This is a genomic window from Spirosoma oryzae, from assembly GCF_003002825.1.
GTDB classification, from domain to species: Bacteria; Bacteroidota; Bacteroidia; order Cytophagales; family Spirosomataceae; genus Spirosoma; species Spirosoma oryzae.
In genome coordinates, this window is record NZ_PVTE01000014.1 from 97,624 (window position 1) to 111,292 (window position 13,669).

A 13,669-nucleotide genomic window follows, 5' to 3' on the forward strand; every position below is an offset into this window, starting at 1 on the left:
TGCAGGCCGCTGCCGGCTGGTCGAGGGTAAAGGCTCGTTTGGCAAACAGGGGCGGCCTGGCCATAAACGTTGGCTTTTCTCCCACGCGGATCACCGGCTGCGTCCAGGTCGCGGGCTTGTCCGGTTTCAGGTCAATTACCTGCCACAGTTGCGCGCGGCATCGATCGGCGGTTTCACCCGAAAACGCCTACTCGATGCTGACGTACCTGGTGTCGATAAACTGATCGATCTGTTGCTGACTCAGTGTTTCCATCGCTAGTTCGTGGTGCTGACTACTACCTGTACCGGCCCCAGGAGGCCCGATGGCAGAAGTGGGGACGTTGCCTGATAAAACGGCATGGTCGTAAAGGTAGTTTTCACGGCTCCGGGCTGTGCGTCGCCGATAAGCCGGTTGGGCCACAGGTTTGTCACCCGGATTTCGAGCTGATTATCCCCCGCTTTCACGGCCTCCGATATATCGAGTCGGAACGGCTTTTTCCAGGCGATCCCCACGTTCTTTCCGTTGACGATCACCTCCGCCAGATTTTTCACCTCGCCCAGGTCAAGCACGTACTGCCCATTCTTGACTACGTCTGGCACGGCAAATGAGGTCTGGTAGGTAGCCGTCCCCGAGAAGTAGCTGACAGCCGCGTCAGCATGGTCGGTCCAGGACGTCAGCTTGTCGAACGTAAGCAAACGCGGATTACCCGATGCCGTTGGGAATTGAACGCGCCAGGGAGTCGTCAGCGACGCGACCCTTGTTTCGGTACGCGCCGGTCTCGTGAACGACGTGGTCGTGGTTGGCTCACCGAAAACAACAAAGTAGGCGTCCCAGGAGTCGAAATGCAGCGGGATAACGGTTCGCCCGTCGACGATTCGGTATGAGACGGATTCGATCTTGCCCGTCTGCGGATGCCACAGCATTGGCACTCGCCCCGCGATACGGAAGCTGACCTCCGCGTCGTTGGGTTCGTCGCTCCGACTGTTGAGCCAGTAAATCGATTCGGTAGCCGTCTGCCGATGCACAAACAACACGGGCGCTTTCTCTTGGCGAACGAGTACATCTTCCGGTACGCGGAGCGCCTTCAGCACCTCGGCGACCGGCTTTCCCACCGTGACGTTCGGACTTCGCCACAGCTGGTCGACCAGCGTGCGGAAGGTCGCCGGATCATCGCTCAGGCTGGGCGACTGTTCCGGCTTTACGCCCGCCACAGGCACGCCCGCCTTTATCAGCTCCCCGATTTTTCGGAGCACGGGCAGGGTCATCTGCCGGGCGCTTTCATCCAGCACCAGCAATTGGTACGTCAGCCCGCTGGGTACGACCAGTTTGCCTTTTTCGGCCCGAACGACATTGAGCAAAGCTGTGGCATTGACGAAATCGTACTCGTAGCCGGGCGACACATCGGCAAGTTTGGTCGTGAACAGCGAGGTAATGTTTTTATTCTCTCCGTAGTAGTACAGCACGTCGACAACGGGTTTACCCTGCTGCAACAGGTAACAACTGCGACCAAGGTAGGTCATCCACGGTTTGGCCTGCTCCGCCCAGGTCTCCTGCCGGGTAAAGTATTGTCCGAAAGGCCCCAGCGAAAATCCGGGTTTCTTATCGTCGAGCGGCTGGTGTACCGACGTGTGAATAACGAAGCGATTCAGCCCCGACGCCAGTTCCATATCGGCGGTCCGCTTCAGGCGCTGCGGATCGTAGCTGAACGCGTTACCGATAGACGTCATCGACTCGGCGGCTACCAGATTCTGCCCGTAGATGTGCGCCACCGACGCCGACTCGCGAATGTCCGCTTTGCTACGAATTTCCTCCTCGCCCCCACCGGCCAGACTACCCGGCGTCCACATGGCCGACATCGGAATATCGGCGTTCCGCTTGACGTCCATCCCGTCGGCCAGGAAAATTCGCTTGTTCTCGTGCGATTCGGTGTACCGTTTCATACCGCGCTGATGCAGTACGTCGCCAATCTGATCGTAGTGGTTTTCGGCAATCAGTTCGCCGATGGTTTTGCGGAAGTCCCACAGAAACCCTTCGCTGGCCGTATAGCTTTTCACCACCCGCCCCGTCAGCACCGGAATCCAAGGAATCAGGCTGTAGCCCCGGCGTTTACGAAACTCGTCGGGCAGGGCTTTCGTCCAAGTCATATGCCCGGCTTCGTAGCTGTCGAGAATCATGTATTGCAGCCCTGCGGTGCCCAGCTTCCCGCCGGTAGCGTCGCTGTACATGTCGAGGTAGGTGTTGATGTACCGCCGGACAGCGTCTTTGTCGAGCTTATCGACCTCTAGCCCCGTCGCTTCGGGCGAAGCCGGGTGATTCTGCCGCCCCGTCAGCGAATAGCCCAACCGCACCAGCTGCCACGTACCGGCGGGCGGTGTCCAGTTCAGTGACCCATCGGCTTTCATATACCTGGTCAGGTCGACTATGTCGGCCAGCGGAATAGCGCCCGCTACCGCCGACTCCATACCCGGCCCCGTTTCGACCCAGGGCGTAAAGCCCGCCTTGTCTTCGAACAGATCGATTCGGTCGGTGCTATACAGCATCAGTTCGGCAACGTTGACACCCTCCGGCTTCGGCGCTTCCGTTTGCCCGGCCATAGCCGCAAACCTATTGACTTCGGGCTTCAGGGTGACAAACGTGAACCGGAAGAACCGGGCGGTCGTGGGCGGGATACGCCGGGTATTCTGCGGCACGATACTACCGGGAATCGTCGCGACGGGTCGGAATGTTACACCATCGTCGCTGACGCTCAGTGCCCGGTTCTCGGGGCCGCCGTTAAATTGTTCCAGCGCCGTGTGGTTCGCACCGGCAATCGAAAAGGCCCGGAACGTTTGTGGCTTGTCGAATTCGTACTGAATCCACATCGATTCGCCAACGGCAGTCGGTGGCAGGTAGGTCGCCTTGTGAACGTCACCATCGGTCAAGGCCTTCAGGTCGAAGGTCCCCCCGCTCGACGACACCCTGGGATTCAGCTGCGTAAACGGCTGGTCGTCGGCAGGCAGTCGATAAGCGATCAGGGCGGCATCCTGGTAGTAGGTTGGCAGGGCTTGGGTGGTACCTCCGGTCATCCCCTGCACAGCAATCGGCACCTGCTGAAAACTACCCGTTGTCGCCGGGGGCGTAGGCAGTTTCCCGGTAAACGGTTGTCCACCCGTCACCTGCATCTCGCTCCAGACGTACTTTTTCATGGCATCCGATGCAGGCACCCACGGCCCACCCGTCACGCTCCAGCCCGGTGACCCGGCAATGGCCATTTCGAGTTGATTCGTCCGGGCAACGTCGGTGGCGTAGTGAAACGCGTCCTTCCAGTCCGGTGTCATAAACACCAGTTTTTTGGGCACCACGACCGGCGTAAACAGGCTGGCGTCGAAATTCTGAAACCCACCGATACCAACCCGACTCATCCAGTCGAGGTCTTTCTTGATTCCTTCTTTCGTGATATTGCCGTTCATCCAGTGCCACCACACACGGGGCTTTGCTGCGTTCGGGGGCGTCCGGAATTGTTGCTGCATCGTTGCGGGCTGGGCAAAGGCCAGCGCCGGAGTGAGCAGGCAGAGCAGGAAAGGGGCTTTCATTCAAATACAGGCTTAGGTTGACCAGCGGTGTATGTCACCAGGGTGGTTTAGCCTACGAAAGCAGAAACGGCGCTCAACATCCTCATGGTCAATCCAGCCGATCGTCCAAGTACACGCAGTCGCAGAAAAAGTCAGGTGATCGTAAACCGACACGCAACAAAAAATCGCTGCAACCCGGTGTGTACCTAGTAGCAGCGATTTTTTTGCGTGACTACAATGTATATCTTCTCTGCCTTTACCCCCCGCCCCCTAAAGGGGGAGAAATCTACGCGCGGACTTCTCCCCCTTCAGGGGGCGGGGGGTACATTCGGTCAGCCACTGCGAAATCCCTGACTTAAAACAGGTGTGGTAGTCTTGTCACTGAACGTCCTAGTGAGCGACGAGCCAGTTTTCGCCAACGCCAATACCCGTTTCCATCTTGACAGCCATCGGAATGGCGTGCTTCATGATGTGGTCGACACGTTCGCGCAGGTAGTCGATTTCGTCGCGGTGGGCGTCGAAAACAAGTTCATCGTGTACGGTCAGGATCATTTTCGACTTCAGTTGCTCTTTTTGCATGAATTCGTGAATCTGAATCATGGCGATCTTCAGCATATCGGCCGCGCTGCCCTGAATCGGGGCGTTTACGGCGTTGCGCTCGGCAAACATCCGGTCGGTCTGATTGCGCGAGTTGATGTCGCGGAGGTAGCGACGACGGCCTAGGATCGTTTCGGCATAACCAAAGCCCCGCGCCTTTTCGATGCACTGGTCGATGTAGTCTTTCACTGCCGGGAAGCCTGCGAAGTATTCCTCGATGATCTGAGCCGCTTCTTTGCGCGGAATCTTGAGCCGCTGCGCCAGCCCGAACGATGAGATCCCGTAGATGATGCCGAAGTTGATGGTTTTGGCTTTCCGGCGCATGTCACCCGTTACCTCGTCGAGCCCCACGTGGAAGACCTTACTGGCCGTCTGTGTGTGAATATCGACGCCGTTGTTGAACGCTTCGAGCATGGTTTGATCGCCACTGAAAGCGGCCATAATCCGCAATTCGATCTGCGAATAGTCGGCCGACATGATCTGAAACTCGGGGCCACGCGGGACGAACGCTTTGCGAATCTCCCGGCCCCGTGGCGTCCGAATCGGGATATTCTGTAGGTTCGGGTTAGCCGACGACAGCCGCCCGGTACTGGCCACGGCCTGATTGAACGACGTATGAATCCGGCCGTCGCGTTTGCTGATGAGCAAGGGCAACGCGTCGACGTAGGTATTCTTGAGCTTGATCAGTTCGCGGTAGTCCAGAATTTTCTGCACGATCTCATTGTCGCCCTCGAGTTTCGACAGCACTTCTTCGCCCGTTGCGTACTGACCGGTCCGGGTTTTTTTGGCGTTCTTGTCGAGTTTGAGTTTATCGAACAGCACTTCGCCGAGCTGCTTGGGCGAGCCAATGTTGAACGTCTCGCCGGCGATGGCGTAAATCTCCTGCTGCACCTGCCGCATGTCGGTTTCCAGCGTCGCGGAGAGTTCGGCCAGCGCATTGGTGTCTACCGTGATGCCTTCCAGTTCCAGGTCAGTCAGCACCTGTACCAGCGGCATCTCGACCTGATCGAACAGCTTGTGCAGGTTGTCTTTTTCGAGCTGGGGGGAGAAGGTGTGTTTCAGTTGAAGGGTGATGTCCGCGTCTTCCCCGGCATAGTCGACCACTTTCTGAATGTCGACGTCGCGCATGGTGAGCTGCCCTTTTCCTTTCTTGCCAATCAGCGATTCGATCTCGACCGGACTGTAGTTCAGGTACGTCATCGCCATCATATCCATGTTGTGCCGCATTTCGGGCTCAATCAGGTAGTGGGCAATCATGGTGTCGAACAGCTTACCCTGCACTTCCACGCCGTACTTTTTCAGCATCAACAGGTCGTATTTCAGGTTCTGCCCGATCTTTTCAATGGCCGGATTAGCAAAAACGGGCTTGAACTGGTCGACAATCGCCTGTGCTTCGGCCCGATCGGGCGGCACGGGAACGTAGAATGCTTCGCCGGTCCGATAGGCAAACGATAGGCCTACCAGATCCGCTTCGACGGGATCGATGGCCGTCGTTTCCGAATCGAAGCAGAAACTTTCCTGCTGATTCAGAAAATGGACCAAGCTGTCGCGCAACTCGTTGGTATCGACCAGCCGGTAGTCGTGAACGGTGGTCAGAATCGTTTTTCGCCGTTCGGGCTGTACCTCATCGATTTCATAATCGGGGTAAACGTCCAGATAGGCGGGGGCTTCCGTCACTTCGTTCCCCTGCGTGTCATCCGTCGTAACCGTGTCGGTCACCGCATCAGGTGTGGCATCCGACCCGGAGGCCACAGGCATCTGTACCGGCGTTTTCTTCGTCCGCTTCTTTGGTGCAGAGGGTTCGGAAACAGCACCGGACGTATCTGTGCCGGAGGTTTCGCTTCCAATCGAGCCAAAATCGAACGGCAGATCGCTGGCACCGGACGGGTTGACCGCCGGATCGCCGGACCGCCCCATATTCGGAAACGGCAGAAAGGCCGGATTTTCGTCGCCCGGCGAGTCGAACAGACTCATCTGCCCCTGCGTCGGCTTATTCTGAAACGCGGTGGGCAGTGGCTGCTCGTCGTAGTTACTACCCAGCAACCGGCCCTTCATCTGCTTGAATTCCAGTTCATCGAGCAGGGCCGACAGACGGGGTTTATCGTATTCGGTATGGCGCAGTTTATCCTCATCGAAGGCAAGCGGCACATCGAGATGAATAGTTGCCAGTTGCTTCGAGAGCAGCCCCTGTTGCGCAAAATTGGTCACGTTTTCGCGCAGCTTGCCTTTCAGCTGATCGGCGTTGGCAATCAGGTTTTCAACCGAGCCAAAGTCGGCAATGAGCTTCTGGGCGGTCTTTTCGCCCACGCCGGGGATACCGGGAATGTTATCGACCGAATCGCCGACAAGACCCAGCATATCGGTTACCTGTTCGATGCGTTCGATCTGCCAGCGTTCGAGCACTTCCTTCACCCCCTGCTTCTCGGCGGGCTTGCCCATGAACGCTGGTTTGTAGATGTGTACGTGTTCCTCAACCAGTTGCCCGTAGTCTTTGTCAGGCGTCATCATGTATACCTCGAAGTCAGCCTGAGCCGCTTTCTTGGCGATGGTTCCGATGATATCGTCGGCCTCGTAGCCATCCAGAATCAGAATCGGAATGTGCATGGCCTCGATCACCTGCTTGATGTAGGGTGTCGCGACGCTGATGTCTTCGGGCTGTTTCTGCCGCGTGGCTTTGTACTCCGGGAATTGCTCGTGCCGGAACGTCTTTTTCGACGAGTCGAACGCGACGCCGATATGCGTTGGTTTCTCCTTCGTCAGCACCTCGATCATGGCATTCATGAAGCCAAAAATGGCGGAGGTGTTGACCCCACGCGATGAAATCCGGGGCGACTTGCTGAAGGCGAAATGAGCGCGGTAGATCAACGCGAGGGCGTCGAGCAGAAACAGTTTCTTCTGGGGTTTGGCCATGCGAAAAAAAGCAGACAGTACACGAAAAATAAGGCGGTAACGCGTCGATACATCGATGGTCTACCGCCCGCAAAGATACCAGCCCTGACGACAGATCAGTGCCTTTTTATATAACACGACAGCCCCGGTTTTGATTCCGGTTTTTCGTAAGCTAGCTACATGAAAAACGGCCATTTCTGCGCAGAAATGGCCGTTTTGATAAACAATAGTCTATTCTTGCTAAGGCAGCAGCAAGCGGTCGATGACGTGAATAACTCCGTTGGAGGCAGTAACGTCGGGCAGGGTAATGGTCGAGGCCGTGCCGCCGTTCCGACGACCCGTTACGGTCAGGGCAGTTGTACTCGCACCGACGGTAATCGTACCGCCCTGCGCCGTCGTCAGGCTCGACCCGGCGGTAACCAGTGGTGTGTATACCCGGCTCGGTACAACGTGGTACGTCAGAATCTTGCGCAGCGAATCGACCGGCATCGCGTTGATGTCCCCCACCGATTGTATGGCAGGTACGGCAGCTGTGAAGGCTGCGTTGGTCGGCGCAAATACCGTGATGGGGGCTGTGGTCGAGGTCAGCACCGACGTGATACCGGCGCGGGAAACGGCCGCGCTCAGAAACGAAAACGATAGGCTGGGGTACAGCGTCGGAATAGCCTGGAGGGTAGCCGCAATGTCGCCGAAAGCTGGCGGCAGCAGCACCCGGTTGATCGGGTAAATAACGCCGTTGCTGGCAGCCGTCCCCGTCGACAGAATCCGTGCGCCATTGACGGAAAATACCGATGCCGTGGTCGAGGTTGCCGACGTCGACGTGGCCGTCGTGGAAGTGCCGGTTGTCGACGTACCTGTCGCCGACGACGTCGTCGTCAACGTCCCTCTTGAGATATACAGCGAACTGCCGGCGGCCGTTGTCTGTGGTGTGTTGAATGCCGTCGGAATCGACGTAGCATCGAGCCGGGTGCCCAGCAGGTGATATTGAAGTATAGCCTGTAACTGTGCTACTGACAGATTGTTGATCGCATTGGCATCGGCATAACCGGCGGATTTGAACGCATCGTCGGTGGGGGCAAACAGCGTATATGTTCCGGCCTGACTCAGGGTAGCCCCCAGGTTGGCCCGCTGGATGGCCAGATTGAGCAGCGTGAACCGGTTGCCGGCACTACCGTTACCGTTGACAAGCAGATCATTGATCGTCGACAGCGTAGGGGTGTTATCATTGTTGGGCTTGCAGGCCGTCAGATACCCCAGCATAGCCAGTACAGATAGGGAAACGAAAGCAACGGTGCGGGAAATGACCGTCCGGCGATTGGTTGACATAGAAAAGGAGTCGGAATAGACAGTATACGAGCGACTCAGAGTTCGCTCCTCTTCTCAAACTTCCGGCTAACCGCAATTGTTGCCCCGTCCGGGTCGGATGCCCGGAATCAATGACGGACTGCCGGATTTGATTGAGCAAACTAGTATCGAACACGCCTTATTTATCATCGGCTGATGAGATCAGCATTGGTGTTTTGCCGTCGGTCACGATTACTTTCGTATTCGGCGACGTCGCTAGCTGACGAAAGGCTTCGATGCTTTTGAACTCGATAATCTGCTTGGTCAGCCCCTCGGAAATAATTTTCTGCGCGTCGGCAATGCCTTTGGCTTCGATCACTTTTCGGTCGGCCTCCTTGCGTTCTTTCTGCAACACGAAGTCCATCTGCTGTGCCTGCTGCTCGGCTTCGAGTTTCTGCTCGATCGACTGCGCCAGCCCCTTCGGCAACTCGATACTTTTCATCAGCACACTTTCCACGACGATACCCCGTGGTTCGAGTACCTTGTGCATCTCATCGGCAATCTCCCGCTCGATTTCTTCCCGTTGCCCGGTATACATATCCTTCGCAAAAAATCGGGCGCACACGTCGGCTGCGGCTGACCGGAATACACTGACGACCACCACGTTTTCGTAGCGTTCGCCAATCGTAGCGAGTACCTGTGGGGCTTTCTCCGGGACAATCCGGTACAGCACAGCCATTTCCGCGCTGATGTTCAGGCCTTCTTTTGACGGCAGGTTTTCGACAGCCAACGGTAGATTGATGGTGCGAATGGGTACCCGCAAAATCGTCGTCGTCAGCGGATTATACCCATGAACACCGGAGCCCTTCACGTTGGGATCGAGCTTACCCAGCCGCCGTTTGACACCGACCTCCCCTTGCCGGATGATCGTACAGGATGACAAAACGCTGAGAGTAAGCAGGTACAGCAGGTTACGTTTCATAGTTGACAGTGTGTAGTGCGTTATGGCCACGAATGACACATCGTCGAATTAAATGGTCGTTGAACCGGTGTTAAGTTGCTGTTAAACTTTCCGGCAACAACCCGCTCTGCACTACGTTTATCTAAGAATCAACGCATCCATTATGACCACACGTCCCGGTTATCGCCAGTGGCTCCTGGCCGTAGGCACCTTTACCACCCTGCTGCTGTACAGCCTGGGCTGCGGCTCAACACAAACGGCCCGCACGGAGAAAACCGCGACCGACTCCCTGACGGTCAGCCAATCGCCGGTATCTGCTGACTCGCTCTGCTTCCGGGAGATACTGAGCCGCGACACAACGACGCTTCGACTGGTCCTGGCGGGTGACCGCGCATCGGGGCAGATCGACATCAATCCGTACGAAAAAGACCGGGCGCGCGGGTCATTTACCGGCACCCGATCCGGCAACACCATTACGGCCGACTGGCAACGATCGGGCGAAGGTATGACCGAAACCTACGCGCTGATCCTGACGCTCTCGGGCGACTCCATTTCGTGGGGCGAGGGCGAACGCATTGAGCACCAAGGCAAATGGACACTGAAACAACCCGGCGGCACCTACCGCTACCGACTTGCTAAAACACCTTGCCACTAGTTGCTCTTTGACGAGCCACAGCACGTCAAGGCAATTGTTAAAAAATGTCAAATAACCATCCGGCTTACCACGTCAGCCGACTTCAATACGTACCCATCAGCAAACAACCACTTACTGTGCTGCTGTCATGCTGGAAGGGTATCTCATTCTCGCGCTTAGCCTGTCGCTATTGATTATCGTGCTGATTATGCTCAGCACCCGAATCGGCATTTCTGCACCGATTCTACTGGTTATTGCCGGGCTGTGCATCAGTCTGCTGCCGGGTTTACCCGTCATACGATTACGGCATGAACTGCTGTTTATCGTCCTGTTACCGCCCCTGCTCTACCGGGCGGCCTGGAACACCTGCTGGCATGAATGCTGGGCCAACCGACGCCCGATCTTACTGCACGGTTTCGGGCTGGTGTTTACCACGACAGCTTTTGTCGGCGTATTAGCCCACCTGCTGATTCCCAACTTCCCGCTGGCACTTGGTTTTATGCTGGGTAGTCTGGTTGCGCCACCCGATGCACTGGCCGCTACAGCGATCTTCCAGAAGCTGAAACTACCCCCACGCATCGTCACAGTTCTGGAGGGTGAAAGTCTGGTAAACGATGCGGCCAGTCTGATGCTATTTCGCTTTACGGTAACCGCTATCCTGTCGGGTACATTCTCGGCGCTGGATTTCGGGCAGGCCATTGTGGTAACTAGTGTCTTCGGTATTCTGATTGGACTGGCCGTAGCGAGTCTGGTGAGTCTGATGCACCGGCTGATGCCGACAACGCCAAGCATCGACACGCTTGTTTCGCTGATGACGCCTTATCTGATGTACCTGGCGGCTGAACACGTTGGCGCGTCGGGCGTACTGGCGGTTGTAAGTGGCGGTTTTGTATTGTCGTACCATTCCCAGCGGATTCTGACATCAGCATCGCGGCTACAAATGCTTGGGGTTTGGGAAACGCTAATGTTTCTGCTCAACGGGCTGGTCTTTATCCTGATTGGTCTGCAACTGCCGTTACTTGTCTCACACCTTTCGCGGGCGGGCATTTCGCTTCCTGTAGCGATCGGCTTTGGTCTGTTGATTAGTCTGGCCGTGATCGTCGTCAGGATGCTATGGATGTTTCCGGCAACCTGCCTACCCCGGCTATTGAGTCGCCGACTACGTGACCAGAGCCCTTATCCGGGCTGGCGGGTCGTTGTGCTGCTGGGCTGGTGCGGTATGCGCGGCATTGTCACGCTGGCTTCGGCCCTGACGATACCGATGCTCCTCCCCGATCAGTCGCCCTTCCCGTTTCGAACACTGATTATGTTCATTGCCTTCACCGTCATTATCGTCACACTGGTTGTGCAGGGACTACCGTTGCCGTGGCTGATCAACTGGCTCAACATCGCGCCTGCCGAACCTGATACCAGCCGCGACGCCGAGGTAGAATTAAACACACGGCTGGCCAAAACGGCACTGGCACACATTCTGGGGCACTATCGCCACGAGTCGGTTACGCTAGTTCCGTTTGTCCATCAACGCCGGAAATACGAGCGACTGACTCATACGGGCGGCTATTTGGTTGAAAGCACCCCTGACAGCGATACGCCAACAGCCAGTACGTTACGCCGGTATCAGGAAATGAAAATCGAGATGATCCGCGTCCGCCGGCAGGAGCTGGCCCGGCTCCGCAGCCAAAACGCTTACAGTGATGAACTACTCCGCCGAAAAGAGTTTGAACTCGACCTTGAGCAGATCACCATCCGTCGCCCAACCAGTGAAGTATGAGTATCTTACGCCACCTTGTAACTGACCCCGGCCAGGCTGTCGAGGGCGTTGAGCAGGGTGTTGGCGGGCGAGACTTTGAGCGTACACGATTGCAGGCTGATTTCCAGCCGCTCATCAGGATCAACCACGTTCAAGGACAAGTTACAGGTGCCGGGGTGTGAACCATGCAAAGCAAAGAGTAAGCAAAAAGCCGTAGTTTTGGAATCAACAGCATCCCTTGTGTAAAATGCTACGCTCATTAGAAATTCATAATTATCGTAATCTTAAGCACCTGACCATTGAAAAGTTAGGGCGCGTGAACTTGCTTCTGGGAAAGAACAACACGGGTAAAACTTCTATTCTGGAAGCAGCAAGTATATTAGTACATGAAGCAAATCCACAATGGCTATATCGAATCCTAGAAGCAAGGGGAGAAATTGGTTATAGCAACTTAACGGACGCGACTGGGTACTTAGAAATGAACTATCAGGCTATCTCAAGTCTGTTTTCGGATTGGAAAGCTGGTTTTCTTCCAGAAGATGGAATTAGAATTCAACAGACATTAACTGAATCATATAGGGATGCAGATGTAGTTCTAATGAGATTGGTAAACTATCTTGATGAAATCGACGAGCAGGGGGATCGTATAAGTAGAAAACTGATTTCTGATTTTGATGCCAATGCTAAGTTAGGATTAGAAGTAGCTTTACCCGATGTATCCCGCATAGTCAGCCTTGACCGTCGCTTAGGCAGAAGTTTTAGTATTCTAAATTTAAATCCTAACATACAATTCGTTCGTACGAACGAAATAAGCCGCGATGTAAACGGACTTCTTTGGGATAAAATCACCCTAACACATAAGCAGGATTTAACTATCGACGCCCTCAAAATTATTGAACCAGATCTTGATCTAATAAATTTTGTGTCGGGCTCCAAAAGGGAAGAAAGAAGAGCTTTGGTAAAATTGAGAAGGCACAACTTTCCGATATTCTTAAGCTCAATGGGAGATGGTATCAATCGCATATTAACCATTATATTGGCGATGGTCAATTGCGAAAATGGTTATTTCTTACTAGATGAATTCGAAAACGGACTACATTATTCTGTACAAGAACAACTTTGGAAAGTAGTTTTCACCGTTGCGGAACGCCTTAATATTCAAGTATTTGTCACCACTCACAGCTACGATTGCATAAATGCTTTTGCAAACGTTTTAGCCAATGAGCAATATAAGAAAGATTTTGGCTATATGATTCGTCTCGATAACTATGACGGTGATATTGAAGCGACTTTATACGATTCAGAAGAAGTTCAAACTACAACCCGCGTCCATGTTGACCCTCGATGAACACACAGATTAACCGCAGGAACTGGCTCAAAAAGCTACTGGTTGAGGGAAAAGAGGATTTACACGTCGTTGCCAACGTCCGAAATTCATGTCAGTTAGCGGATAACTTTGACATAGTAGATTGTGAAAGCGTTAGTAATGTAAACTTGAAGCTCGCATCCCTCCTAAAAACAAAATTAGAGGTAATAGGAATAGTCATTGATGCTGACGCCGACACAGAAAGTCCCGAACAGGCGCTCACCGCAAGATGGCAAAGCATACGTGACTTATTAAGACGAGAAGGTTATACTGTTTCTGACGATCCCGCGCCGGATGGAACAATCATAGCAGGGTTTGGGCGGAAACCCAAAATAGGAATCTGGCTTATGCCGGATAATGTCCAGTATCCTGGAATGCTGGAAGATTTTGTTTCGACAATGATTCCTCCCGGAGATTTGACATTATCAATTGCCAAACAAGCACTGACAGAAGTCGATAATGCAAGAGCCAAAGGACAAGGTAGTTTATTCAAACCAGTTCATCGCTCCAAGGCCTTAATTCACACTTGGCTTTCTTGGCAAGATGAGCCCGGAAAGCCGATGGGTATTGCCATCAGAGCAAGAATGCTTGATCACAATACCCACCTGTGTCAACGATTTACCGCGTGGCTAAACACTCTTTTTAGCTAAATCAAAC

General features: G+C 54.5%; 9 protein-coding genes. 4 read left to right on the top strand and 5 right to left on the bottom strand.

The window, feature by feature from the left end; translation table 11 throughout:
- Positions 1-255: 255 nt before the first annotated feature.
- The 4 genes from CLV58_RS16950 to CLV58_RS16965 form a co-directional block, all read right to left on the bottom strand.
- Positions 256-3,552 carry a glycosyl hydrolase gene (locus CLV58_RS16950; RefSeq protein WP_106139016.1) on the bottom strand — a complete coding sequence of 1,099 codons (3,297 nt, stop codon included), beginning with the start codon at positions 3,550-3,552 and terminating at the stop codon, positions 256-258.
- A gap of 369 nt (positions 3,553-3,921) precedes the next feature.
- Positions 3,922-7,038, bottom strand: a complete 3,117-nt coding sequence (gene polA / locus CLV58_RS16955; protein ID WP_106139017.1) for a DNA polymerase I — start codon at positions 7,036-7,038, stop codon at positions 3,922-3,924.
- A 219-nt stretch (positions 7,039-7,257) separates the two neighbouring features.
- The gene (locus CLV58_RS16960; protein ID WP_106139018.1) at positions 7,258-8,343 is read right to left on the bottom strand and encodes a fasciclin domain-containing protein; all 1,086 of its coding nucleotides are present in this window, start codon (positions 8,341-8,343) and stop codon (positions 7,258-7,260) included.
- Between the two features lie 157 nt (positions 8,344-8,500).
- Complete coding sequence (locus tag CLV58_RS16965; RefSeq protein WP_106139019.1) at positions 8,501-9,283, bottom strand: prohibitin family protein; 783 nt, start codon at positions 9,281-9,283, stop codon at positions 8,501-8,503.
- A gap of 142 nt (positions 9,284-9,425) precedes the next feature.
- On the opposite strand from CLV58_RS16965, the gene CLV58_RS16970 reads away from it, so the two are divergent.
- Positions 9,426-9,917 carry a hypothetical protein gene (locus CLV58_RS16970; RefSeq protein WP_245882363.1) on the top strand — a complete coding sequence of 164 codons (492 nt, stop codon included), beginning with the start codon at positions 9,426-9,428 and terminating at the stop codon, positions 9,915-9,917.
- Between the two features lie 127 nt (positions 9,918-10,044).
- Positions 10,045-11,667: a Na+/H+ antiporter gene (locus CLV58_RS16975; RefSeq protein WP_106139020.1), complete on the top strand. Its 1,623-nt coding sequence runs from the start codon at positions 10,045-10,047 to the stop codon at positions 11,665-11,667.
- Positions 11,668-11,672: 5 nt separating this feature from the next.
- Here CLV58_RS16975 and CLV58_RS28995 read toward each other — a convergent pair whose 3' ends face one another.
- On the bottom strand, positions 11,673-11,795 hold the full coding sequence (locus CLV58_RS28995) for a hypothetical protein (RefSeq protein ID WP_281257925.1): 123 nt from the start codon (positions 11,793-11,795) through the stop codon (positions 11,673-11,675).
- A gap of 98 nt (positions 11,796-11,893) precedes the next feature.
- Here CLV58_RS28995 and CLV58_RS16980 point away from each other — a divergent pair, with 98 nt between their 5' ends.
- The gene (locus tag CLV58_RS16980; RefSeq protein WP_106139021.1) at positions 11,894-12,994 is read left to right on the top strand and encodes an AAA family ATPase; all 1,101 of its coding nucleotides are present in this window, start codon (positions 11,894-11,896) and stop codon (positions 12,992-12,994) included.
- Positions 12,991-13,662 (top strand): DUF3226 domain-containing protein, encoded by a 672-nt coding sequence (locus CLV58_RS16985; RefSeq protein ID WP_106139022.1) that lies wholly within the window; start codon positions 12,991-12,993, stop codon positions 13,660-13,662. Before CLV58_RS16980 ends, CLV58_RS16985 begins: the two co-directional genes overlap by 4 nt.
- The last annotated feature ends 7 nt before the right edge of the window (positions 13,663-13,669 follow it).

Bases quoted from the DNA above. Each gene is read 5' to 3' on its own strand.
- CLV58_RS16950 (WP_106139016.1), bottom strand. From the start codon at position 3,552: ATGAAAGCCCCTTTCCTGCTCTGCCTGCTCACTCCGGCGCTGGCCTTT.
- polA (WP_106139017.1), bottom strand. From the start codon at position 7,038: ATGGCCAAACCCCAGAAGAAACTGTTTCTGCTCGACGCCCTCGCGTTG.
- CLV58_RS16960 (WP_106139018.1), bottom strand. From the start codon at position 8,343: ATGTCAACCAATCGCCGGACGGTCATTTCCCGCACCGTTGCTTTCGTT.
- CLV58_RS16965 (WP_106139019.1), bottom strand. From the start codon at position 9,283: ATGAAACGTAACCTGCTGTACCTGCTTACTCTCAGCGTTTTGTCATCC.
- CLV58_RS16970 (WP_245882363.1), top strand. From the start codon at position 9,426: ATGACCACACGTCCCGGTTATCGCCAGTGGCTCCTGGCCGTAGGCACC.
- CLV58_RS16975 (WP_106139020.1), top strand. From the start codon at position 10,045: ATGCTGGAAGGGTATCTCATTCTCGCGCTTAGCCTGTCGCTATTGATT.
- CLV58_RS16980 (WP_106139021.1), top strand. From the start codon at position 11,894: ATGCTACGCTCATTAGAAATTCATAATTATCGTAATCTTAAGCACCTG.
- CLV58_RS16985 (WP_106139022.1), top strand. From the start codon at position 12,991: ATGAACACACAGATTAACCGCAGGAACTGGCTCAAAAAGCTACTGGTT.